This window comes from Pandoraea sp. NE5, assembly GCF_024363545.1.
GTDB lineage: Bacteria > Pseudomonadota > Gammaproteobacteria > Burkholderiales > Burkholderiaceae > Pandoraea > Pandoraea cepalis.
The window spans coordinates 4369502-4392827 of sequence record NZ_AP025517.1; the positions used below are offsets into that span (position 1 = coordinate 4369502).

A 23326-nucleotide genomic window follows, 5' to 3' on the forward strand; every position below is an offset into this window, starting at 1 on the left:
GGTACGGTGCGGGAGTCGAGCGCGAAAGTCAGCGGAGGTCTTGCGGTGAGTGCCGGGGCACTCAGACCGTCATGATCTCGGCATCCTTCTGCTTGACCAGTTCGTCGATCTCGGCGACAAACTTGTCCGTGAGCTTCTGCACTTCGTCGCTGCCACGGCGCTCGTCGTCTTCCGACGCTTCCTTGTCCTTGACCAGCTTCTTGAGCTGCTCGTTGGCATCGCGGCGCAGGTTACGCACGGCGACCTTGGCGGCTTCGCCTTCCGACTTGACCAGCTTGGTCAGCTCGCGACGGCGCTCTTCGGTCGGCATCGGCATCGGCACACGAATCAGATCGCCTTGCGTGGCCGGGTTCAGACCCAGATCCGATTCGCGGATGGCCTTCTCGACCACGCCAACCATCTTCTTTTCCCACGGCTGCACGCCGATCGTACGGCTATCCACGAGGTTCACGTTGGCGACCTGGGAGATGGGCACCATCGAGCCGTAGTAGTCCACCTGAACGTGATCGAGCAGGCCGACGTGCGCACGACCGGTACGAATCTTCGCCAGGTTGTTCTTGAACGACTCGATCGAGCTTTTCATCTTTTGCTCGACACTTTTCTTGACGTCAGCAACGCTCATGACAACCTCCAAACCTTGAATTGTTACGCAAACGTAAATAATACGGCGTCGGCGCGCCCATGCACGCCGACGCCGCAATTTGAACTCAAACGTGGACGAGCGTTCCCTCGTCTTCGCCGAGAATGACGTGCTTGAGCGCGCCCGGCTTCACAATCGAGAAGACTCGCACCGGCATCTTCTGGTCGCGGCACAGCGCGAAAGCCGTCGCGTCCATGACCTGCAGGTGCTTGGAGATCGCCTCGTCGAAGCTGATGGTCGAATACTTTACCGCGTTGGGATCTTTCTTGGGGTCTGCGGAGTATACGCCGTCGACCTTGGTCGCCTTGAGGACCACTTCGGCGCCGACTTCCGAACCGCGCAGCGCCGCTGCCGTGTCGGTCGTAAAGAACGGGTTGCCGGTGCCCGCGGCGAAAATCACGACTTTGCCCTCTTCGAGCTGACGGATCGCACGCGGGCGGATGTAGGGCTCGACCACCTGATCCATGCGCAGCGCGGACTGCACACGCGCTTCGATACCCGCATGGCGCATGGCATCCTGCAGCGCCAGGGCATTCATCATCGTGGCCAGCATGCCCATGTAGTCGGCCGTTGCACGGTCCATACCCGCGGCACCGCCTGCCACGCCCCGGAAAATATTACCGCCGCCGATCACGACGGCCAGTTGCGTGCCCAGGCGAACGACCTCGGCAATGTCGTCAACCATCCGTTCGATGGTCGCGCGGTTGATGCCGAACGCATCGTCACCCATGAGGGCTTCACCAGAGAGCTTGAGAAGTACGCGTTTGTAAGGAGTAGACATGGCGGTCCTTAAGAAGTCTGGTCGGGCACTGTTGGGTATTCTGGATGAAACAACGGGGACGGCACCGCCGCCCCCGGATACTGCGGTACTGCGCGAATTACGACTGCTTGGCCGCAGCCACTTGCGCCGCCACTTCTGCCGCGAAGTCGTCCTGCTTCTTCTCGATGCCTTCGCCGACCACGAACATGGTGAAAGCCTTCACCGTGGTGTTGTTGGCCTTGAGCATCTGCTCGACGCTCGACTTGTCGTCCTTCACGTAAGCCTGGTTGAACAGCGAGACTTCCTTGAGAAACTTCTGCACGCTGCCTTCCACCATCTTGGCCACGATCTCGGCCGGCTTGCCCGACTCGGCAGCCTTCTCGGCAGCGACCTTGCGTTCCTTCTCGATCAGTTCCGGCGAGACCTGATCGCCCGACACGGCCACCGGCTTCATTGCGGCGATGTGCATGGCGACGTTCTTGCCGACTTCGGCGTCAGCGCCGTCATACTCGACGACCACACCGATACGCGTGCCGTGCAGGTAAGCCGCCAGCTTGCCCGCCGTGTCATAGCGCTGGAAGCGACGAATGGTCATGTTTTCGCCGATCTTGCCGATCAGGTCCGCGCGCACTTGCTCAACGGTCTTGCCGTCGAGCGGCAGCGCCGACAGTGCCGCCACGTCGGCCGGGTTGTGCTCGGCGACCAGCTTGGCCACGTCGTTCGCAAACTTCAGGAAGTCGTCGTTCTTCGAGACGAAGTCGGTTTCGCAGTTGATTTCGACCACGGCACCCTTGCCGCCGTCGATGTAGGCAGCGATCACGCCTTCGGCGGTGATACGGCTGGCGGCCTTGCTGGCCTTGCTGCCCAGCTTGACACGCAGGATTTCTTCAGCACGGACCATGTCGCCATCGGCTTCGGTCAGCGCCTTCTTGCATTCCATCATCGGCGCATCGGTCTTGGCGCGCAGTTCGCCCACCATTGCTGCAGTAATTGCCGGCATATCGTTACTCCTGTATATCGAATCAGTCGGGAGTGGATGGCGTCCGGACGGCCTCGCTGCCCGCCCCGTGGCGCCCCGCGCACCCGACGCGGGAAAATCGGACTAAAAAAAAGGGGCGCCACCAGCAGCCCCTTTTGTTACGCAGCGGCGGCCGCTTACGCCTCTTCGTTCACTTCGACGAACTCGTCGTTACCATCGCCGCGAACGGCTTCCACGACTTCCTTGACGGCGTTTGCACGGCCTTCGAGGACAGCGTCGGCAACGCCTTGCACGTACAGCTCGACAGCCTTGCTCGAGTCGTCGTTACCCGGGATGATGTAATCCACACCTTCCGGCGAGTGGTTCGTGTCGACCACGGCGATCACCGGAATGCCCAGCTTGTTGGCTTCCGTGATGGCGATCTTGTGGTAGCCGACGTCGACGACGAAAATGGCGTCGGGCATGCCGCCCATATCCTTCACGCCACCGATCGACTTCTGCAGCTTGGCCATTTCGCGATCGAACAGCAGCGCTTCCTTCTTGCTCATGCGCTCTTGCTCGCCGGCTTCCAGGGCCTGCTCCATGTCCTTGAGCTTCTTGATCGACGACTTCAGCGTCTTGAAGTTCGTCAGCATGCCGCCCAGCCAACGGTTGTTGACGTAGGGCATGCCGGCGCGACCGGCGGCTTCCGCCACGATGTCACGCGCCTGACGCTTCGTACCCACGAACAGGATCGTGCCGCGATTTGCTGCCAGTTGACGCACGTACTTCAGTGCGTCCTGGTACATCGGCAACGTCTTTTCCAGGTTGATGATGTGAATCTTGTTGCGATGGCCGAAGATATAGGGGGCCATCTTGGGGTTCCAGAAACGGGTTTGGTGACCAAAGTGGACGCCCGCTTCCAGCATCTGACGCATAGTGACAGACATGTGATTCTCCGTGAGGGTTAGGTCTTAGACCGGCTGCCGTACCCGTTTCGCCAGACTGCCACACAGCTTTGCATGACCCGTCTGCGAAGATCGGGCACCCTGGGTGCGCCGGCCCGCGATTTCAAAATTTCCAAGCCGACGATCGACAATGCCACCCCGCAATCCGCCGGATGCGGCACCGATCGGCACCACACTGGGGCAAAAACACCCCTGAAAACCCGGCGAAGACCGTTGAAACACAAGGGAAAACCCTTGGGTTTATTAGCAATTCGTCCTCGACTTAGCCCGAGATTATAGCATCGGAGCCCACCTGCACTCAAGCGACGCGTGAACTTGTGATGACAAGTCGGAAACGCCCGATCTGCGCGGTGCTCCGGCCGGTTCACCGCGCGGCCGAGCGCTGCGCCAGGAACCTTGGAAATTCCTCGTCGGAACGCTCCGAAATCCAAGCCGGACGGGGCGAAAACCGTCCGTTGGTGCGATAATGCGGCACTGTTTACGCAATCTCTCCGATTCAGCAATGGCCATCACCCTCAAGAATGCCCACGATATTGAAATGATGCGCGTCGCCTGCCGACTGGCCAGCGAGGTGCTCGATTTCATTACGCCGCATGTGCGCGCCGGTGTCACGACCGGGGAGCTCGACCGGCTTTGCCACGAATACATGCTCAAGGAGCAGGGCACCGTGCCGGCACCGCTGAACTATCAACCGCCCGGTTATCCGCCCTACCCCAAGGCCACCTGCATCTCGGTCAACGACGTGATCTGCCACGGCATTCCCGGCGACAAAACGCTCAAGAATGGCGACGCCCTGAACATCGACATCACCGTCATCAAGGATGGCTACTTCGGCGATACCAGCCGCATGTTCATCGTCGGCGAAGGTTCGATCCTGGCGAAGCGTTTGGCGCAGGTGACGTATGAATGCATGTGGCTCGGCATCAACCAGGTGCGCCCGGGCGCGCATCTGGGCGATATTGGCCACGCCATCCAGACGCATGCCGAAGCCCAGGGATATAGCGTGGTACGCGAATACTGTGGCCACGGCATCGGCCAGGTATTCCACGAGGACCCGCAGATCGTGCATTACGGTCGCCAGGGCACCGGCCTCGAGTTGCAGGCGGGCATGATCTTTACCATCGAGCCGATGATCAACGCGGGCAAGCGCGAGATTCGGACGATGCCCGATCAATGGACGGTCAAGACGCGCGATCGCAGTCTGTCGGCGCAATGGGAGCACACGGTGCTCGTGACGCCAACGGGCCACGAGGTGCTCACGCACTCCGCCCTGACGCCACCGCCGCCGCCCGGTTCGTCGTACGTGACATCGTTCGCCACCGCTACCTGAGCCACTGAAGTCCGGCCGCCTGTCACCGCGGCGGCCGCCCGGCCTGACTCGTTACTTTCACCACCAGGAAGCCGCCATGCACGCGCGTGCGCACGCCCCGTCTCCGCTACGTCAGGCCCTCAAGGACCGCAAGGCCGAACTCGTCGACCGCTTTTCCACACATGGCAAGATCGACGTGCTTCTGCATGGCTTATGCCAGGCGGTCGATCAAGCCATGCGCGACGCGTGGGACGAGTGCGAAATGCCCGATGGTTTCGCGCTCGTCGCCGTGGGCGGCTACGGGCGCGGCGAACTGTACCCGCACTCGGACGTCGACATTCTCCTGCTCCACGCGGACGCCGACGCGCAGGTGCTCACCTCGCACGTGGAGCCGTTTATCGGCTTCCTGTGGGATATCGGGCTCGAGATCGGATCGTCGGTCCGCACGGTCGACGAGTGCATCACCGAAGCCCATGCCGACGTCACGGTACAAACCAGCCTGCTCGAAGCCCGCCTGCTCACCGGCAATGCGGCGCTCTTCGACGACTTCGAGCGGCGCTTCTCCGCCGATCTCGATCCGCGAGCGTTTTTCCGCAGCAAACAGCTGGAGATCCGCCAGCGTCACGCCAAGTATCAGGACACCCCGTACAGCCTTGAACCCAACTGCAAGGAAAGCCCCGGCGGACTGCGCGACCTGCAGGTCATTCTCTGGATGACGAAGGCCGCCGGCCTCGGCAACAGCTGGGCGGAACTGTTCGCGCGGGAACTGCTGACCGATCGCGAGCTCAAGGAGCTGCGACGCAACGAGCAATTCCTCAAGGGCCTGCGCGCACGGCTGCACTTATTGGCGCGACGGCGTCAGGACGTGCTCGTATTCGACATGCAAACGTCGCTCGCGCAAAGTCTCGGCTTCGACGCCACCCCCACCAAGCGGGCCAGCGAGCAGCTCATGCGGCGCTACTACTGGGCCGCCAAAGCCGTCTCGCAACTCAATACGGTGCTGCTGCTCAACGTCGAAGCGCGCCTGTTCCCGCAAACCAGCGGGGTCACGCGGGTGATCAACGAGCGTTTCGTCGAGAAGCAAGGGATGATCGAAATCGTGGACGACGAGTTGTACCAGCGTCACCCGAACGCGATCCTCGAGACGTTCCTGCTTTACGAACAGGTCGTCGGTGTGAAGGGGCTCTCGGCGCGCACGCTGCGGGCGCTGTACAACGCTCGCGAACTGATGAACGCGCAGTGGCGCGCCGACCCCGAGAATCGCAGCACGTTTCTCGGCATTCTCCAGCAGCCACAGGGCATTACCCACGCCTTGCGCCTGATGAACCAGACGAGCGTGCTCGGCCGCTATCTGATCAACTTTCGTCGCGTGGTCGGCCAGATGCAGCACGACCTGTACCACGTCTACACCGTCGACCAGCACATCCTGATGGTCGTGCGCAACATCCGCCGTTTCGCCGTGGCGGAGCACGCGCACGAGTACCCGTTCTGCAGCCAGTTGATCGCGAACTTCGACCGACCTTGGGCGCTGACGGTCGCGGCCTTGTTTCACGACATTGCGAAGGGTCGCGGCGGCGATCACTCCACGCTCGGCATGGCCGATGCCCGACGTTTCTGCACCCGTCACGGCATCGACGAGGAGGACACGGATCTGATCGTCTGGCTGGTGGGTGAGCATCTGACGATGAGCACGGTGGCGCAGAAGCAGGACACCACCGACCCCGAGGTCATCCGCCGCTTTGCGGCGAAAGTGGGGAATGAGCGGCGCCTGACGGCACTGTATCTACTGACGGTCGCCGATATTCGCGGCACCAGCCCGAAGGTATGGAACGCCTGGAAGGGCAAGCTGCTGGAAGACCTGTACCGGCTGACGTTGCAGGTGCTGGGCGGCGCCAATCCGGATCCGCGTTCACAGCTCAAAACGCGCAAGGAAGAGGCCCTCGGGCTGCTGCGCCTTTACACCGTGCCGGAGCGCGCGCAGGAGGCGCTCTGGAGCACGCTGGACGTCGCCTACTTCCTGCGCAACGATCCGGCCGACGTCGCATGGCAGACGCGCCATCTTTGGCGGCACGTGGGCAGCGCGACCCCCATTGTCAAGGCACGTCCCTCACCGATCGGCGAAGGTCTGCAGGTGATGGTCTACGTGCGCGACCAGCTCGATCTGTTCGCGCGCATTTGCGGCTATTTCGAGCGCAAAGGGCTATCGATTCTCGACGCCAAGGTACATACGACCAGTCACGGCTTTGCCCTGGACAGCTTTCTGCTGACCGACCCGGGTCTGGACACGAGCTATCGCGACATCATCAATCTGGTGGAGAGCGAACTGGTGTCGCTGCTCACGCGTGTCGAGCCGCTGGCAGAGCCCAGCAAAGGCCGGCTGCCGCGACGCTCGCGCAGTTTCCCGGTCACGCCGCGCGTCGATTTGCGACCCGACGATCGCGGTCAGTACTACTTGCTATCGGTGTCGGCCAACGACCGCACCGGTCTGCTGTACGCGGTCGCTCGCGTGCTTGCGCGTCACGGCGTAAGCGTGCGTACCGCCCGCATCAACACCCTCGGCGAGCGTGTCGAAGACACGTTCCTGCTCGATGGCAGCCGTTTGCAGGACAGTCGTCTGCAAATCGCCGTCGAGACCGAATTACTCGAAGCATTGGAATCATGAGCGATACCCCGCGCACCAAACTGAGCGCCAAACATCCCCGCACTCTCGACAAGACTCGCGCTCCGGTGCGTTCGTCCGGCGCGCTGAGCCGTCCGACCAAAGCCGTGCCCGCGTCGATGCTCGACGCGAGCGGCGCAAAGAAGAAGCCGGCCGCGAAACCGGCACGACCGCGTCCGGTGGACAATGCGGCTGCGCCGGCGGGTACACGTCGCCCGGCCGGAAGTGCCGCCGCGCCACGCAAACCTGCGGCCGGCAGCACAACGCCGTACGAAAAGCGTTCGACGGGCGAACGTCCGCCCGCACGTGGCCAACGCGAGCGCGTTGCTGGCGCGCGTCCGGCACGACTTGACGACGAATCGCGTCCACGTCGCGCTGCCGAAGGTGGCGCCCGTGGCGATTTCGCCCGCCCGGCCAAACGGGGACCCGACGACCGCGCCCCGCGCCGTTTTGACGAAGATCGTCCGCGTCGTGCCGCCGAAGGTGGCGCCCGTGGCGATTTCGCCCGCCCGGCCAAACGGGGACCCGACGACCGCGCCCCGCGCCGTTTTGACGAAGATCGTCCGCGTCGTGCCGCCGAAGGTGGCGCCCGTGGCGATTTCGCCCGCCCGGCCAAACGGGGACCCGACGACCGCGCCCCGCGCCGTTTTGACGAAGATCGTCCGCGTCGTGCCGCCGAAGGTGGCGCCCGTGGCGATTTCGCCCGTCCGGCCAAACGGGGACCCGACGACCGTGCCCCCCGCCGTTTTGACGAAGACCGCCCGCGTCGTGCTACCGAAGGTGGCGCCCGTGGCGATTTCGCCCGTCCGGCCAAACGGGGACCCGACGACCGTGCCCCCCGCCGTTTTGACGAAGACCGCCCGCGTCGTGCCGCCGAAGGTGGCGCCCGTGGCGATTTCGCCCGTCCGGCCAAACGGGGACCCGACGACCGTGCCCCCCGCCGTTTTGACGAAGACCGCCCGCGTCGTGCTACCGAAGGCGGTTCCCGTGGCGAAGGCGCGCCCGGCGGCCGCTTCGCCCGCGACGATCGTGACGCGCGGACTGCACGGCCGGCACGCCCCGCGCGCGTCGCGCGCGATGCCGATGACGACATCAAGGTCCATCACGACGCCGCTGGGTCGCTGCGCCTGTCCAAGCGCATGTCTGAGCTCGGCCTGTGTTCGCGTCGCGAAGCCGACGAGTGGATCGCCAAGGGCTGGGTTCGCGTCGACGGCAAGGTCGTGACCGAACTCGGCACGAAGATCCTGCCGACCCAGGACATCACCGTCGTGCAGGCTGCGCACAAGGAGCAGGCCAACCGCATGACGATTCTGCTGCACAAGCCCGTGGGCTACGTCTCCGCACAGGCAGAAGACGGCTACGAGCCCGCTGTCGTGCTGGTCACGCGCGAGCATCACTGGGCCGAGGACGATGCCGGCGTGCGCTTCTCGCCGTCGCATCTACGCAGTCTCGCGCCCGCCGGACGCCTCGACATCGACTCGACCGGCCTGCTCGTTCTGACGCAAGACGGTCGCATTGCCAAGCAACTGATCGGGGAAGATTCGGATATCGAGAAGGAGTACCTCGTGCGCGTCTCGTATAACGAGCATGTCGAGAACGTTCAGGCGCATTTCCCGACAGACCGTCTGGCCCTGCTGCGTCACGGCCTGGAACTCGACGATCAACCGCTCAAACCCGCACAGGTCGAGTGGCAGAACCCGGAGCAACTGCGCTTCGTGCTCAAGGAAGGCAAGAAACGCCAGATCCGCCGGATGTGCGAACTGGTCGGCCTGCATGTGACCGGCCTCAAGCGCGTTCGCATGGGACGCATCACGCTGGGCAACCTGCCCGTTGGTGAGTGGCGCTATCTGCGCGCCGGCGAAGGCTTCTGAGTCGGCGACATCGCCCATGAAAAAGCCCGCCATCGAGGCGGGCTCAGCGTTCAGACGAACCCCATGTTTTTCGGAGCATGGGGTTTTGTCTTTCAGGCGAGGGCATTATCGGACTGGCCCGCGATCCGGTCCAGACGCTCGGCAAGATCAGCCAATTGCCGCGTATCAGGTTAACGCGGTGCGGCCTCGTCCCCACGTCAGTCGTCGCTATTGGGATCCAGTCCCGGAAAGAGAATCTCGGTAAATCCAAACTTGCTGAAGTCGGTAATGCGCATCGGGTAGAGCTTGCCGATCAGGTGGTCGCACTCGTGTTGAACGACCCGGGCGTGAAAGCCCTCAGCCACGCGGTCGATCGCTCGGCCATACTGGTCGACCCCCTCGTAGCGCAGCATCGAATAACGATTGACCATGCCGCGCAGCCCCGGCACCGACAAGCAGCCTTCCCAGCCCTCTTCCATGTCCTGCGTGAGCGGCGTGATGACGGGATTGATGAGCACGGTTTCAGGCACTTCGGGCGCGTCCGGGTAGCGCTCGTTATGCTCGAAGCCGAAGATCACCACCTGCAGATCAACGCCGATCTGCGGCGCCGCCAATCCCGCGCCGTTTGCGTGCTTCATGGTGTCGAACATGTCGGCGATCAGCTCCCGCAACTCGGGCGTGTCGAAATGTTCCACGGGTTTGGCGATGCGCAGCAGGCGCGGATCGCCCATCTTCAGGATGTCGCGAATCATCGATTGGATCCTCCCATCAAAGCGCGGCCAACATCGCCCGCATAGCGTCTTCGTCCAGCACGGGCACACCCAGTGCCTCGGCCTTCGCCAACTTGCTGCCGGCTTCTGCGCCCGCGACCACGTAGTCGGTTTTCGCAGAAACCGAGCCGGCAACCTTTGCTCCCCGCTCCTCCAGCATGGCTTTCGCCTCGTCGCGCGAGAGCGTCGGCAGCGTGCCTGTGAGCACGAAGGTCTTGCCGGCCAGCGGCAGCGGTGCCGCAGCCGCCGGCTCAGATTCCACCCAGGTCACGCCCGCCGCCCGCAGTTGCTCAATCACTTCGACATTATGCGGTTCGCCAAAGAAATTGGCGATGGATTGGGCCACAATCGGTCCGACGTCGGGCACGGCCAGCAATTCCTCGGTGCTCGCCGCCATCACATTGTCGAGCTTGCCAAAATGACGCGCGAGATCCTTCGCCGTCGCCTCGCCCACATGGCGAATACCCAACGCGAAGATGAACCGCGCCAGCGTCGTGTGACGGGCCGTCTCCAGCGCCGCCACGAGATTGGACGCCGACTTGTCGGCCATCCGGTCAAGCGCGGCAAGCTTCGCCACGCCCAGTTTGAACAGATCCGCAGGCGTGCGAATGATGTGCTGGTCAACCAGCTGCTCCACGAGCTTGTCGCCAAGCCCCTCGATGTCGAGCGCCCGACGCTGGGCGAAGTGCAGCAACGCCTGCTTGCGCTGCGCCGCGCAAATCAAGCCGCCCGTGCATCGCGCGATCACCTCGTCGGGCAGTTTCTCGATGGCCGATCCGCACACCGGGCACGCCGTCGGCATGACGAACGCTCTTGCATCGTCCGGTCGACGCTCGAGCACCGATCCGACGACTTCCGGAATCACATCGCCCGCCCGGCGCACGATCACCGTATCGCCAATCATTACGTCCTTGCGGCGAATCTCGTCTTCGTTGTGCAGCGTAGCATTCGTGACGGTCGCCCCGCCGACAAAGACGGGCGAGAGCCGCGCCACCGGCGTAATTGCCCCGGTTCGCCCCACCTGCACTTCGATGTCGAGCAACGTCGTCAGCGCCTCCTGCGCCGGAAACTTGTGCGCCAGCGCGAAGCGCGGGGCGCGTGAGACAAATCCAAGCCGATCCTGCTCGTCGCGACGGTTGACCTTGTAGACGACGCCATCGATGTCGTAAGGCAGCGTCTCACGCGCCTCTCCCACCGCGCGGTAGAACGCCAGCAACCCCTGTGCGCCCCGCACGACTTCGCGCCGCCCGTTGACCGGAATTCCGAGCGTGACATACCAGTCGAGCAATGCCGAGTGCGTCTCCGGCATCGGGACACCCACCAGCTCCCCCACCCCGTAAGCAAAGAACGACAACGGGCGCTTCGCCGTAATCCTCGAATCGAGCTGTCGCAGACTGCCCGCCGCCGCGTTGCGCGGATTGACGAACACCTTCTCGTGCGCCGCTTCCTGCGCCCGATTGAGCTTGTCGAAGTCGGCCCGGAACATCAGCACTTCACCCCGCACCTCGAGCACTTCGGGCGGGTTATCGGTCTTCAGGCGCAGCGGAATCGTCTTGATCGTGCGGATGTTCGCGGTGACCTCCTCGCCCGTCGTGCCGTCGCCACGCGTGGCTGCCTGCACGAGCACCCCGCGCTCATAGCGTAAAGCGATCGCGAGCCCGTCAAACTTCAGCTCGGCCGCATATTCGACGGGGGCGCCGAACAGATCGCCGGTGGGTGCGCCACCATCGCGCAGTCCATCCGACACGCGACGATCGAACGCTTCAACATCCTCGTCGGCAAAGCCGTTGTTCAGCGAGAGCATCGGCACGCGATGCACGACCTGCGCGAACCCTTCCACCGGCTTGCCACCCACACGTTGCGTGGGCGAATCGGGACGCTTCAATTCGGGATGATTCGTCTCGAGCGCGACCAGTTCGGCAAACAGGCGGTCGTACTCGGCATCCGGAATCAGCGGCGCATCCTCTTCGTAGTACGCGCGGTTGTGACGCACCAACTCGGCACGCAACTCGGCCGCGCGGCGGGCGGCGGGCGATGCATCGGTAGCGGTAGGGGCGTTCGCGCCCTGACCCGGAACAGAAGTTTGGGACATGCAAGCAGACTCGGGAGACGGGAAGTCAGGACATTATGCCTTCGACGTACGCAACTGCGCGTTGTCGATCGCTTTCATCCATCAATTGGAACAAAAAACGCCGCTCACCCGACGGTGAACGGCGTGCGTCGAACACGGCATCCGACGGGTCGTCGTCTGCCGCGCTTCGGTTCGAAATTACTGGCTGAACAGGCGGCGCGTGACGGGCGAGCCCGCCGGCAAACCACGCGCCTCGAGGCGTTCGTAGAGCTTGAGCAATTGCTTGTCGACGTTTTGCAGCGCAGCATCGGAGAGCGGTCGACGCTGATCGTCCACCACGCGGCCCCCAATGCGTTGTCCGATCGAACGTGCGTAATCGCACATCAGACGGAACGGCAGCAGGTCCTCGTCGGCCACCGGCACATCGAGCAGCATCGTGATCAGATCGCCGCCCTTGTATGTCAGGTCGTCACGCAGGAAGTTGGTGTCGCCGAACTGCAGCATGAACACCGGATTCTGGCGTGCATCGAGCTTGACGAACCGCATGCCGTCGCGTGAGAGCAGCAGCCCGTCTTGCGTGGCGACCGCCTGCACGTAGTTGGCCGACCACGGCGCGCCGTCCGAAAGCACGTTCACCGACAGTTGGGCATCGCATTGCGCGGCAAAGCTGTCGAGTTCGCGGCCGCGGGCGACCGTCTCCACCATGTCGGGCAATTCGGGCAACGCGTCAGCCGCATCGGCGAGGGTCTGCACGAGATTCGAAAACTCGGAGAATTCGACCTCATTCAGGGCGCCCGCGCGGTTGGCCAACTGTACAGCCATGCGCAACTGGTGGTAGCGCCCGCCGGAGCGAATCAACTCCCACGGCGAATGCTCGTCGGCACGGCCCTCGATGTTGACGGGTTTGCTGCCCGCGCGGCGCATGCGTACCGTCAGCGGCATCAAACGCTCCGCCGCGATCACATTGGCCAACGGCAGCGCAACGACGCAGTCGATGCGCTCGTCGATGACCGGCGGCGGACCGCTCGGCGCAGCCGGCGGTGCCGCCACGGGCACCACGGTCGCAGCCGCTGCCTCGGGCGTGGCAGCCGCCGTCGCGACTGCCTCGGCGTTCGCAACGGGTTCGTGGGTGTCGACGTTGGCGAGCTCGGGCTCGGGCGCCCCGGCCGCCGTGGCTACCGAACCGGCCGCCGCAGCGTCCACGGTGTCATCGGCCGCCAGTTCCGCGTCAAAGCGTGCGACCGCGCTCGCGGCCGCCGCTTCCTGCGCGTCGCGGGCCTGCGCTTGCCTGTCGAGAACGCCGTCGTCGGCCTCCACCGCCGTGTAGGCCGTGGCAGTCACGGGCTCCTCGGGGCGGGCGGCATGGGCGGCGGCGTCCTGCGCGGCGCGCTTGCGCGACGCCGGCGGCGCATCCCAGGCATCCTCGTTGATCGCGAAAGCATCCTGCACCGAACTGCCGGCCGCCACCGCTGGCCCCAGCGTGGGCTCACGGCGCTCGCTCGACTGTGCCGGCACCCGCGGCGGAGAAAGCGTCGGTTCGATGAACGGACGGTCGTCGTCGGCATCCGGCACGCCGGCGGTCGCATCGATGCCGGCACCGTCGACCGGCATGCGACGCGGTATTCGTGCGCGTGCCTTGCTGCCCTGCCAGGCGTTATAGGCCACGACTCCCAGCAGTACCACTACCCCTGCGCCAATCAAGCTGAGCTGCAGTTCATTCATGCGCGGCGTTCCTCTCTCTTCTCCATCGTGGGCGCGGGCTCAGACGATCTCGGCCAGATTGATCGCCGACTCCATGTCCACCGCGACGATCCGCGACACCCCTTGTTCCTGCATGGTGACGCCGATGAGCTGATTGGCCATTTCCATCGCGATTTTGTTATGCGAAATAAATACGAATTGGGTACGGTCCGACATGCGCGCCACCATCTTGGCGTAGCGCTCGGTGTTGGCATCGTCCAGCGGCGCGTCCACCTCGTCGAGCAAACAGAACGGTGCCGGATTGAGCTGGAACATGCCGAACACCAGTGCAATGGCCGTGAGCGCCTTCTCTCCCCCCGACAGCAGATGAATCGTGGAGTTCTTCTTGCCCGGCGGTTGCGCCATGACTTGTACGCCAGCGTCGAGGATTTCGTCGCCGGTCATGATGAGCTTGGCTTGTCCGCCGCCGAACAGCAGCGGGAACAGTTCGCCGAAATGCTTGTTCACTTCGTCGAATGTGCCCTGGAGCATCACCCGCGTCTCTTCGTCGATTTTGCGAATCGCGCCTTCGAGGGTGTCGATGGCGTCGTTCAGGTCGGCCGACTGTGCGTCGAGGAAGACCTTGCGCTCACGCGCCGTCTCCAACTCTTCCAGCGCGGCCATGTTGACCGGACCCAACGCGTTAATCGCGTTGTTGATGCGGGTGACTTCGCCTTGCAGGTACGACGGCTTCATATCGGGCGTCAGCTTGACGGCGAGTGCCTCCTCGTCGACCTCGGCCGCCGTCAGTTGCTCGACGAACTGCTCGCGGTTCAGGCGTGCCGCCTGCTCCTTCAACTGGAATTCCGTAATCCGGTCACGCAGCGGTTGCAGCCCGCGCTCCGCCGCCAGCCGCTCTTCGTCGCTCTGACGCAACTTGTGCGTGAGCGCCTCGAGTTCAATGCGTGCGGCCCCGAGAATCTCTTCCTTCTGCGCGCGGAGTTCAAGCGCGTCCTGCAAACCGTTCTCGACCGTCTGTTCGGTGATCTGCGTGAGTTCGGCCCGTGCCTGCTCGATCGACACCACCAAACGTTCGGCCTGCTCGAGCGCCGTCTGGATACTGCGGCGGTGCTCGTCGATCTTGCTTGAAATCCCCTTTTGACCGAACGCCGCTTCCTGCGCCAGACGCTCCAACTCGCGCGCACGGTTGCGGGCATCCGAGAGCCGGCTGTCGAGCGATTCGAATTCGAGCTGCCCGTCTTCGAACGTCGCCTGCAATTCGGCCAGACGCGCGTCGCTCTGCTCGAAGTTCGCCTCCGATTCGGCGCGCAGCGCCAGTTGCTCCTCGATCTGCGCGGCGATTTCACGCAGCTCTTCGTCGATCTGCGTGCTGCGGGCGTTGAAGCGCTCATAGGCTTGCGTGAGCTTGAGCACGTCCATCTGCAGCGCATGCACACGCTGGGTGGCGCGCTCGGCACGCCCGCGCACCTCGCTGAGTGACTGCGCCGCCTGGCTGTAGGCAGCCTCCGCCCGCACGGCGGCAGCCTTGACTTCGTCCGACAGCAACACCTGCGCGCGCAGTTGCTTGCCCAGGTTCTCGATTTCCTGCTGACGCGCGAGCAAGCCAGCCTGCTCGGAGTCGGCGGCATAAAGCTGCACACCCACGCGCGTGACCTGGTGCCCCGCCTTGACGACGAGCGACGCGCCCTCCGGCAGTTGCGCCCGGGCGACCATCGCCTGCGCGAGATCGTCGGCGACGAACACGTGACCGAGCCATTCCTGCAGCACGGCACGAAGGCCAGGATCGTCGATGCGCAGCAACGAAAGCAGCGGGCGCAGCGACGCCGGGGCGTCGAGCGCACGCGCGGCCGGTGGCGGCGAATAGAACGCCAGCTTGGCCGGCGGCGCATCGCTCGCAAACGCCTTCACCCAATCGAGATTGCTGATTTCCAGGGCGGCGAGACGCTCGCGAAGCACCGATTCAAGGGCGTTTTCCCAGCCCGGCTCAATGTGCAGTTTCTTCCATAGACGCGGCAATTGCGCCAACTCGTGCTTGTCGAGCCACGGCTGCACCTTGCCCTCCGTCTGCACACTCTCCTGAAGTTGCTTGAGTGCGGTGAGACGCGCTTCGAGCTGCGCAATGGACGCGGCTTCGGACTGCACCCGCGCCTGCGCCTCGGCACGCTCGGCTTCGAGTCGCGGCAGCCGCTCCTGCGCATCGGCAAGTTCGGCCTGCGCGTCTTCGAGCATCGCCTGATGTTCGGCAAGATCGGCGCGCTGCATCTCCAGTTCGGCTTCGTCGGGCTTGTCGAGCCCGCGCGCCTCGCCTTGCAGACGCTCCTGACGCTGCTGCAACTGTTGCAATGCCTGATCGGCATTGCGCTGGTGCGCCGCTTCGAGTTTCAGACTCTGCTCGACCTGCGAAATCTCGCTGCGCTGCTCGTTGAGCAGGGTCTGCGCGTCGCGCCAGCCGGCTTCCAGCGCTGGCAGCGCATCGTTCTGATCGGCCGCCTGATCCTGCGCCGTGGCCGCGCGCTCCTCGGCGATGATGAGTTCTTCTTCCGCGAGCGTCAGGGCCTCCTCCGACTGCGCCGAGCGCGCCTGCCATTGCTCACGCTGCGAGGTGAGCGCCGCCAGTTGCGCCTGCACGCGGTTGCGCGACTCGACGACGTAGCGGATCTCGGCTTCCAGCCGGCTGACCTCCGAATTCGCCTCGTACATGGCGCTTTGCGCGGCCTGAACGGCATCGGTGGCCGTGTAATGAGCGGCGCGCAGCGTTTCGAGATCCGATTCGGAGCCGCGCAGACGCGCCATCTGCGCTTCGAGATCGACCTGCGCCGATTCGATCGCGCGCTGTTGACGCTCTTGTTCGTTCTGGGCTTCGTTCTTGCGCAGCAGCCACAGCAACTGCTGCTTTTCTTCGCCGTCGCGATGCAAGTCCTTGTACCGATTGGCCACCACGGCCTGCGATTCCAGCTTTTCGAGATTACTGCCGAGTTCGCGCAGAATGTCTTCGACGCGCGTGAGGTTCTCGCGCGTGTCCTGCAGGCGGTTCTCGGTCTCGCGACGACGCTCCTTGTACTTGGAGACGCCCGCAGCTTCTTCGAGGAACACGCGCAACTCTTCCGGCTTGGCCTCGATGATGCGCGAGATCATCCCCTGTCCGATGATGGCGTAGGCGCGCGGCCCGAGGCCAGTACCGAGGAAGATGTCCTGGATGTCCCGCCGGCGGGCCGGCAGGTTGTTGATGTAGTAGCTGGAGGTGCCATCGCGCGTGAGCACGCGCTTGACCGCGATGTCGGCGTACTGGCTCCACTGCCCGGCGGCGCGCCCGGCGCTGTTGTCGAACACGAGTTCGACGCTGGCGCGGCTCGCCTGCTTGCGGGCGGTCGATCCGTTGAAAATCACGTCCTGCATCGATTCGCCGCGCAGCTCCGAGGCGCGCGACTCACCGAGCACCCAGCGCACGGCGTCGATGATGTTGGATTTGCCGCACCCGTTGGGGCCAACGATCCCGACCAGTTGGCCAGGCACCGCGAAGTTCGTCGGATCGACGAAGGACTTGAAGCCGGCGAGTTTGATGGAGGTCAGACGCACGGCAGGTTCGCTTTATCGGTCATGGAATGATGGGAAAGACGCAGACGCGCTTAGCTGGTCCTGTCGGGCCTTGCGCGCACTGCTGCGCACTGGCCGCTGACATCGATATGACATCGGTTCGCATCATACCATCGCATCCCTCGCCGTCGCGCATTTACAACGCCCGGAATCCGGCAAAATGCCTGACAGCACGCCGGCGGCCACAATGCACAGTCCACCCGCGATGTCGCGCACGCCCAGCCCTTCGTTCGCCAGCCACCAGGACGACATCGCCGCCACCACGATCTCGAAGAGCATGATGAGCGCCGCCTGATTGGCGGGCACCTGGGCCAACCCGAACTGCACCACGACGTTGGTCAGCGCAATCGCGCAGCCCAAGGCGAGCGCCACGGCAGCGGCGGCCGTACCCGACGTGAGCGCCGAGACAGCAGCGCGCCCCGTGTCGGCCCCGCCATCGAACGGCAACACCAGCAACCCGCCGACCACGCAGCCGAGATACAGCGTCCAACTACGCATTTCGGCACGCACGTCAGGCATCGCCTGACTGACGCGCCGCAGCAGCACATTGTTGAGCGCAAAGGCCGCCCCGGCAATGGCGCCCGCCCATTCGCCGGGGTTGTTGGGCAGCGGCCAGCCCAGCGCGGGCGACCAAAGCATCAGCCCCGCCCCACCGAGCGCCAGCGCGATCAGCCCCACGCCGCGCACACCGACGCGCTCGCCCAGCAGCCAGTGGGCGAACAGCGCCGTCCAGACCGGCGTCAGGTAGAACAGCAGCAGGACACGCATCACATGTCCGTGCGTCGTGCCCCAGACAAACGCGACGTTGGTCGCGCCGCCAGCGAACGCCACCCCCGCGAGCAGCCACGACCACCGCAGCGTGCCGAGCGAGCCGCGATATACGAGCGTGAGCAACAGCAGCGCGACGCTTGCGGTGCCGATCTGGGCGGGGACCGCCGCCACGCCCCACTGGGCTAGCATGCGATAGGGAAACCAGGCCAGCCCCCACACCGACGACCCCATAAGAATGGCCAGGGCAGGTGCCGCCCGAGCGCGTCGCGACGCGTTCGCCGTCGACGCCGGGCTGTGCGCGCCGTTACCGGCTACGGTCATGCTGTTGACTCCTGAAAAATCTGAGTTATTCCCTGGGCTTGCCCCATCGGCGCCTCGGAATAGGCTGAATTACGCAGCGGTCGCGCTTTGTGCTCGCCATAACGGTATAATTTTCGCTTTGCCGATCTTGCCATTCTTTAGCGCGTTCGGGAACCGTCCTTCGCGCGTTGTTACGAACGATACCGCCGCCCTGTGTGGCCTGCGCCCTGCCAGTCCGGCCCCGGAAAGCGCTCGTCGTGCCGCGCGGCGGCGCGGCGCAACGCCCAGCCGGCCGGCCCGCACGGCGCCGGATTGCCCTCGAAAGTTGCCTTGCTCGGCAGCGCGAACCCTAGCCCTGAGTCTGTTTGAATTCTCGTGAACCCATTACTCGACAAGCTCCAGCCCTACCCCTTTGAACGCCTGAAGTCGTTGGTGGCGGACATCACGCCTGCCAGCGCGTACAAGGCCATCAGCTTCGGCATCGGGGAACCCAAGCACCCGACGCCGCAGTTCATCAAGGAAGCCCTGATCGACGGGCTGGGCGGCCTCTCGAACTATCCGGCCACCGCGGGCGGCGAGCCGCTGCGCGCGGCGATCGCCGAGTGGCTGGAGCGCCGGTACGCACTGCCCAACGTGAATCCGGCCACGGAAGTTCTGCCGGTCACGGGCTCGCGCGAGGCGCTCTTTTCGTTCGCCCAGGCGGTCGTCGACGGCAGCAAGCCCGGCGCGCGCGTGGTGTGTCCGAACCCGTTCTACCAGATCTACGAAGGCGCCACGTTGCTCGCCGGCGCGACGCCCTATTACGTCGACAGCGATCCCGCGCGTAATTTCGCGCCGGACTACGACGCCGTGCCGGCCGACGTCTGGCGCGACGTCCAACTTGTCTATCTCTGCTCGCCGGGCAATCCGACCGGCGCCGTGCTGAGCCTTGCCGACTGGAAACGCCTGTTCGACCTCTCCGACGAATTCGGCTTCGTGATTGCGTCCGACGAGTGTTATTCCGAGATCTACTTCGACGAAGAACATGCGCCACTGGGCGCCCTGGCGGCAGCGCATCGACTGGGTCGGGGCTTCGACCGTCTGGTCGTGTTCTCGAGCCTGTCGAAGCGCTCGAACGTGCCGGGCATGCGCTCGGGGTTCGTGGCGGGCGACGCCGCTGTCCTCAAGAAATTCCTGCTGTACCGCACGTACCACGGCTGCGCGATGAGTCCGGCCGTGCAAGCGGCGAGCGTTGCAGCGTGGAACGATGAAGCCCACGTGCGCCTGAACCGCAGCAAGTACCTGAAGAAGTTCCAGACCGTCACGCCAATGCTCGCCGACGTGCTCGACGTGCGTCTGCCAGACGCGGGCTTCTACCTGTGGGCTCGGGTCGACACGAAAACCGGCCTGTCCGACACGGAATTCACGCGCCAGTTGCTGGCGCAATACAATGTGGCCGTCCTGCCCGGGTCGTACCTGGGCCGCGCGGCGCACGGCACCAACCCGGGCGAGAACTATGTGCGCATCGCCCTTGTGGCCGATGTGGACGAATGCACCGAAGGCGCCCAGCGCATCGTGCAGTTCTGCCAATCCCTTTAATTCTCACTGCAACCGATTCTCGCCATGTCGCAACAACTGCAAACCACCATCGACCAAGCCTGGGACAACCGTGCCGAGATCTCGGCGAAGTCGGCACCTGCCGAGGTGCGTGAGGCCGTCGCCCACGTCATCGCCGAACTGGACAAGGGCGCCTTGCGCGTGGCCCAGAAGCAAGACGGCCATTGGATCGTGAACCAATGGGTCAAGAAGGCCGTGCTGCTGTCGTTCCGCCTCGAAGACAATGTCGTGATGCCGGCTGGCGGCTTCAGCCAGTTCTACGACAAGGTGCCGAGCAAGTTCGCCAACTACACCGCCGACGACTTCGCACGCGGCGGTTTCCGCGTCGTGCCGCCGGCCGTGGCGCGTCGTGGCTCGTTCATCGGCAAGAACGTGGTGCTGATGCCGTCGTACACGAACATCGGCGCCTACGTTGACGAAGGCACGATGGTCGACACGTGGGCCACCGTCGGTTCGTGCGCCCAGATCGGCAAGAACGTTCACCTCTCGGGCGGCGTCGGTATCGGCGGCGTGCTCGAACCGCTGCAGGCCAACCCGGTCATCATCGAAGACAACTGCTTCGTCGGCGCCCGCTCGGAAGTCGTGGAAGGCGTGATCGTCGAAGAGAACTCGGTGATCTCCATGGGCGTGTATCTGGGGCAGTCGACCAAGATCTACGATCGCGAAACCGGTGAAGTGCATTATGGCCGCGTGCCGGCCGGCTCGGTCGTGGTGCCGGGCAACCTGCCCTCGAAGGACGGAAAGTACAGCCTGTACTGCGCCGTGATCGTGAAGAAGGTCGATGCGCAAACGCGCGCCAAGACGGCCATCAACGACCTGCTGCGCGGCGAGTAAGGCAACGCGGTATCCGAGGCTTCGCCGCCAGTTGGGCGGCGAGGGCTTCGGCGCATCTTTGCAATCGCGACACCAGGAGTTTCGGCGATGACGGCAGTGCTGTATGGCATTCCCAACTGCGACACCGTGAAGAAGGCGCGCACCTGGCTCGACGAGCACGGCGTGGCGTACGACTTTCACGACTTCAAGAAAGCGGGCGTGAACGACGCGCTGCTGGACACCTGGCTCGCCCAGGTTCCGCTTGCCACGCTGCTCAATCGCAAGGGCACGACCTGGCGCAAACTCTCGCCGGAACAACAAGCGGCGGCGGCCGATACGTCGGTGGCCCGCACGCTGATGGTCGAAAATCCATCGCTCATCAAGCGCCCGGTGCTGGTGGCCGACGGCCAGGTTTCCGTGGGCTTCGCGCCCGACAGTTACGCCTCACGATTCTGAATTCATGACTTTCTCCCAAGGCGCCACACTGGCGCTCACCGAGCAACTGATCGCCCGTCACTCGGTGACGCCCGAAGACCGCGATTGCCAGGCCATCCTGGCGCGCCGCCTTGAGGCCATCGGCTTCGCGTGCGAGACCATCGCGTCGAACGGCGTGACCAACCTCTGGGCGATCAAGCGCGGCACGCGCGGCCCCGACGGCCGGCTGCTCGTCTTCGCAGGCCACACCGACGTCGTACCGACCGGCCCGCTGGAGCAATGGCATTCGGATCCGTTTGCCCCCACGCATCGTGACGGCATGCTCTACGGTCGTGGCGCCGCCGATATGAAAACGTCGCTGGCGGCGTTCGTGGTCGCCTCCGAGGAGTTCGTCGCCCAACATCCGGATCACACCGGCTCCGTGGGTTTCCTGCTGACCAGCGACGAGGAAGGCCCCGCCACCGACGGTACCGTGAAGGTCGTTGAAGCGCTCACGGCGCGGGGCGAGCGCCTGGACTACTGCGTGGTCGGTGAGCCGACCTCGAGCCAGCGCCTGGGCGACATGGTCAAGAACGGCCGTCGCGGATCGATGTCGGGCAAGCTGGTCATCAAAGGCGTGCAGGGGCACATTGCCTATCCGCACCTCGCCAAGAACCCAACGCACCTGTTCGCGCCGGCACTCGCCGAGCTGACGCAAACCGTGTGGGACAACGGCAACGAGTATTTCCCGCCCACCACGTGGCAAATCTCGAATATCCACGCAGGCACCGGCGCGACCAACGTCATTCCCGGCGAGTTGACGGTGATGTTCAACTTCCGCTTCTCGACCGCCAGCACGTCCGACGGCCTCCAGCAACGGGTGCATGCGTTGCTCGACCGTCACGGCCTGACCTATACGCTCGACTGGTCGATCAGCGGCCAACCGTTCCTCACGCCGCGCGGCGACCTGTCGGCAGCGCTCGCGAGCGCCATCCGCGAGGAAACGGGGCTCGAGACCGAACTCTCGACCACGGGCGGCACGTCCGACGGGCGTTTTATCGCACGCATCTGCCCGCAGGTCATCGAATTCGGTCCGTGCAACGCCAGCATCCACAAGATCGACGAACACATCGCGGTGGCCGACATCGAACCGCTCAAGAACATCTATCGGGGCGTGTTGACGCGCCTGGTGGCCTGAGGCGCACGAGGCATTCCACCATGACGACACAGACCCATCCCTTCCAGACATTACGCGACCTATTGCGCTACGCCGTTTCGCGCTTCACCGAGGCCGAGCTGGCCTTCGGGCATGGCACGGCCACGGCGTACGACGAGGCCGCCTATCTGCTGCTGCATACGCTGCACCTCCCGATCGACACACTCGACCCGTTTCTCGACGCCCGTTTGCTGCCCGACGAAATCGAGCGCGTACTGTCGGTCGTCAACCGTCGTGCGGGCGAGCGAGTGCCGGCGTCTTACATCACGAATGAAGCGTGGATGCACGGTCACCGGTTCTACGTGGACGAGCGCGTCATCGTGCCGCGCTCGTTCATCGGCGAATTACTGGAAGACGCTTTGCAGCCGTGGGTCGATCACGCCGACGACGTGGCCGAGGTCCTCGAACTGTGCACCGGCTCCGGCTGCCTGGCGATTCTGGCCGCCGAGACCTTCCCGGCCGCGCAGATCGATGCCGTCGACATTTCACCCGACGCGCTCGCCGTGGCCAGGATCAACGTGGCCGACTACGGCCTCGACGACCGTGTCGCGCTGCATCTGGGCGACCTGTATGCACCGCTGCCCACGGGCAAGCGTTACGAAGTCATCCTCACCAATCCGCCGTATGTGAACGAAGGTTCGATGCAGGTGCTGCCGGCCGAGTATCGCCACGAGCCGCGTCTTGCCCTGGCGGGGGGTAACGACGGGATGGACGTGGTTCGACGCATCATTGCCGGTGCACGCGAGCACCTGACGGAGCATGGCGTCCTGGTCGTGGAAATCGGCAACGAACGTCACTTTGTCGAAGCCGCGTTCCCCGATCTGCCGATGACGTGGCTCGCCACGAGCGCCGGCGACGACATGGTGTTCCTGGTACAGGCCGCCGACCTGCCGTAATCGCCTCGGTGCTCGCCCATTGCAGCGAGTGCTCGCCTAA

The 23326-nt window shown here is 64.4% G+C and carries 17 protein-coding genes; 8 read left to right on the forward strand and 9 right to left on the reverse strand.

The annotated features are described in order from the left end of the window. Positions 1-61: 61 nt before the first annotated feature. The 4 genes from frr to rpsB all read right to left on the reverse strand — a co-directional run bounded on the left by frr (position 62) and on the right by rpsB (position 3308). A complete protein-coding gene (gene frr / locus PanNE5_RS19780) occupies positions 62-622 on the reverse strand; it encodes a ribosome recycling factor (RefSeq protein ID WP_017234137.1) in 561 nt (186 codons plus the stop codon). An 85-nt stretch (positions 623-707) separates the two neighbouring features. Further along, positions 708-1421: a UMP kinase gene (pyrH, locus tag PanNE5_RS19785; RefSeq protein WP_026131984.1), complete on the reverse strand. Its 714-nt coding sequence runs from the start codon at positions 1419-1421 to the stop codon at positions 708-710. A 97-nt stretch (positions 1422-1518) separates the two neighbouring features. Beyond that, positions 1519-2400: a translation elongation factor Ts gene (gene tsf, locus PanNE5_RS19790; RefSeq protein ID WP_026131985.1), complete on the reverse strand. Its 882-nt coding sequence runs from the start codon at positions 2398-2400 to the stop codon at positions 1519-1521. Positions 2401-2555: 155 nt separating this feature from the next. After that, positions 2556-3308, reverse strand: a complete 753-nt coding sequence (gene rpsB, locus PanNE5_RS19795; RefSeq protein ID WP_020372913.1) for a 30S ribosomal protein S2 — start codon at positions 3306-3308, stop codon at positions 2556-2558. Positions 3309-3828: 520 nt separating this feature from the next. Here rpsB and map point away from each other — a divergent pair. The 3 genes from map (at position 3829) to PanNE5_RS19810 (ending at position 9165) form a co-directional block, all read left to right on the forward strand. Beyond that, positions 3829-4656 carry a type I methionyl aminopeptidase gene (map, locus tag PanNE5_RS19800; protein WP_254441028.1) on the forward strand — a complete coding sequence of 276 codons (828 nt, stop codon included), beginning with the start codon at positions 3829-3831 and terminating at the stop codon, positions 4654-4656. Between the two features lie 76 nt (positions 4657-4732). Then, on the forward strand, positions 4733-7297 hold the full coding sequence (locus tag PanNE5_RS19805; RefSeq protein ID WP_017234142.1) for a [protein-PII] uridylyltransferase: 2565 nt from the start codon (positions 4733-4735) through the stop codon (positions 7295-7297). Further along, on the forward strand, positions 7294-9165 hold the full coding sequence (locus PanNE5_RS19810; RefSeq protein ID WP_261938686.1) for a pseudouridine synthase: 1872 nt from the start codon (positions 7294-7296) through the stop codon (positions 9163-9165). The genes PanNE5_RS19805 and PanNE5_RS19810 overlap by 4 nt, the downstream gene beginning before the upstream one ends. Positions 9166-9362: 197 nt before the next feature. Here the strand turns inward: PanNE5_RS19810 and def are convergent, their stop codons facing one another. The 5 genes from def to PanNE5_RS19835 all read right to left on the reverse strand — a co-directional run bounded on the left by def (position 9363) and on the right by PanNE5_RS19835 (position 18372). After that, positions 9363-9896, reverse strand: coding sequence for a peptide deformylase (def, locus tag PanNE5_RS19815; protein WP_017231402.1), 534 nt, complete (start codon positions 9894-9896; stop codon positions 9363-9365). Between the two features lie 16 nt (positions 9897-9912). Then, entirely contained in the window at positions 9913-12006 is a 2094-nt protein-coding gene (gene ligA / locus PanNE5_RS19820) for an NAD-dependent DNA ligase LigA (protein ID WP_261938687.1), read from the reverse strand. Positions 12007-12183: 177 nt separating this feature from the next. Then, a complete protein-coding gene (locus PanNE5_RS19825; RefSeq protein WP_261938688.1) occupies positions 12184-13707 on the reverse strand; it encodes a cell division protein ZipA C-terminal FtsZ-binding domain-containing protein in 1524 nt (507 codons plus the stop codon). A gap of 39 nt (positions 13708-13746) precedes the next feature. Beyond that, on the reverse strand, positions 13747-17262 hold the full coding sequence (gene smc / locus PanNE5_RS19830; protein WP_261938689.1) for a chromosome segregation protein SMC: 3516 nt from the start codon (positions 17260-17262) through the stop codon (positions 13747-13749). Between the two features lie 123 nt (positions 17263-17385). After that, positions 17386-18372 (reverse strand): DMT family transporter, encoded by a 987-nt coding sequence (locus PanNE5_RS19835; protein WP_261938690.1) that lies wholly within the window; start codon positions 18370-18372, stop codon positions 17386-17388. A 354-nt stretch (positions 18373-18726) separates the two neighbouring features. Between PanNE5_RS19835 and dapC the strand changes: the two genes are divergently transcribed. The 5 genes from dapC to prmB all read left to right on the forward strand — a co-directional run bounded on the left by dapC (position 18727) and on the right by prmB (position 23286). Then, entirely contained in the window at positions 18727-19929 is a 1203-nt protein-coding gene (gene dapC / locus PanNE5_RS19840; protein WP_150563529.1) for a succinyldiaminopimelate transaminase, read from the forward strand. A 24-nt stretch (positions 19930-19953) separates the two neighbouring features. Then, a complete protein-coding gene (gene dapD / locus PanNE5_RS19845) occupies positions 19954-20781 on the forward strand; it encodes a 2,3,4,5-tetrahydropyridine-2,6-dicarboxylate N-succinyltransferase (protein ID WP_017234110.1) in 828 nt (275 codons plus the stop codon). Between the two features lie 87 nt (positions 20782-20868). Next, the gene (locus PanNE5_RS19850) at positions 20869-21216 is read left to right on the forward strand and encodes an ArsC family reductase (RefSeq protein WP_017234109.1); all 348 of its coding nucleotides are present in this window, start codon (positions 20869-20871) and stop codon (positions 21214-21216) included. A 4-nt stretch (positions 21217-21220) separates the two neighbouring features. Further along, the gene (gene dapE, locus PanNE5_RS19855) at positions 21221-22372 is read left to right on the forward strand and encodes a succinyl-diaminopimelate desuccinylase (RefSeq protein WP_017234108.1); all 1152 of its coding nucleotides are present in this window, start codon (positions 21221-21223) and stop codon (positions 22370-22372) included. 20 nt (positions 22373-22392) lie between these two features. Continuing rightward, on the forward strand, positions 22393-23286 hold the full coding sequence (gene prmB / locus PanNE5_RS19860) for a 50S ribosomal protein L3 N(5)-glutamine methyltransferase (RefSeq protein WP_017234107.1): 894 nt from the start codon (positions 22393-22395) through the stop codon (positions 23284-23286). Positions 23287-23326: the final 40 nt, after the last annotated feature.

Coding starts and splice junctions, on each gene's coding strand:
- frr (WP_017234137.1), bottom strand. CDS start 622: ATGAGCGTTGCTGACGTCAAGAAAAGTGTCGAGCAAAAGATGAAAAGC.
- pyrH (WP_026131984.1), bottom strand. CDS start 1,421: ATGTCTACTCCTTACAAACGCGTACTTCTCAAGCTCTCTGGTGAAGCC.
- tsf (WP_026131985.1), bottom strand. CDS start 2,400: ATGCCGGCAATTACTGCAGCAATGGTGGGCGAACTGCGCGCCAAGACC.
- rpsB (WP_020372913.1), bottom strand. CDS start 3,308: ATGTCTGTCACTATGCGTCAGATGCTGGAAGCGGGCGTCCACTTTGGT.
- map (WP_254441028.1), top strand. CDS start 3,829: ATGGCCATCACCCTCAAGAATGCCCACGATATTGAAATGATGCGCGTC.
- PanNE5_RS19805 (WP_017234142.1), top strand. CDS start 4,733: ATGCACGCGCGTGCGCACGCCCCGTCTCCGCTACGTCAGGCCCTCAAG.
- PanNE5_RS19810 (WP_261938686.1), top strand. CDS start 7,294: ATGAGCGATACCCCGCGCACCAAACTGAGCGCCAAACATCCCCGCACT.
- def (WP_017231402.1), bottom strand. CDS start 9,896: ATGATTCGCGACATCCTGAAGATGGGCGATCCGCGCCTGCTGCGCATC.
- ligA (WP_261938687.1), bottom strand. CDS start 12,006: ATGTCCCAAACTTCTGTTCCGGGTCAGGGCGCGAACGCCCCTACCGCT.
- PanNE5_RS19825 (WP_261938688.1), bottom strand. CDS start 13,707: ATGAATGAACTGCAGCTCAGCTTGATTGGCGCAGGGGTAGTGGTACTG.
- PanNE5_RS19835 (WP_261938690.1), bottom strand. CDS start 18,372: ATGACCGTAGCCGGTAACGGCGCGCACAGCCCGGCGTCGACGGCGAAC.
- dapD (WP_017234110.1), top strand. CDS start 19,954: ATGTCGCAACAACTGCAAACCACCATCGACCAAGCCTGGGACAACCGT.
- PanNE5_RS19850 (WP_017234109.1), top strand. CDS start 20,869: ATGACGGCAGTGCTGTATGGCATTCCCAACTGCGACACCGTGAAGAAG.
- dapE (WP_017234108.1), top strand. CDS start 21,221: ATGACTTTCTCCCAAGGCGCCACACTGGCGCTCACCGAGCAACTGATC.
- prmB (WP_017234107.1), top strand. CDS start 22,393: ATGACGACACAGACCCATCCCTTCCAGACATTACGCGACCTATTGCGC.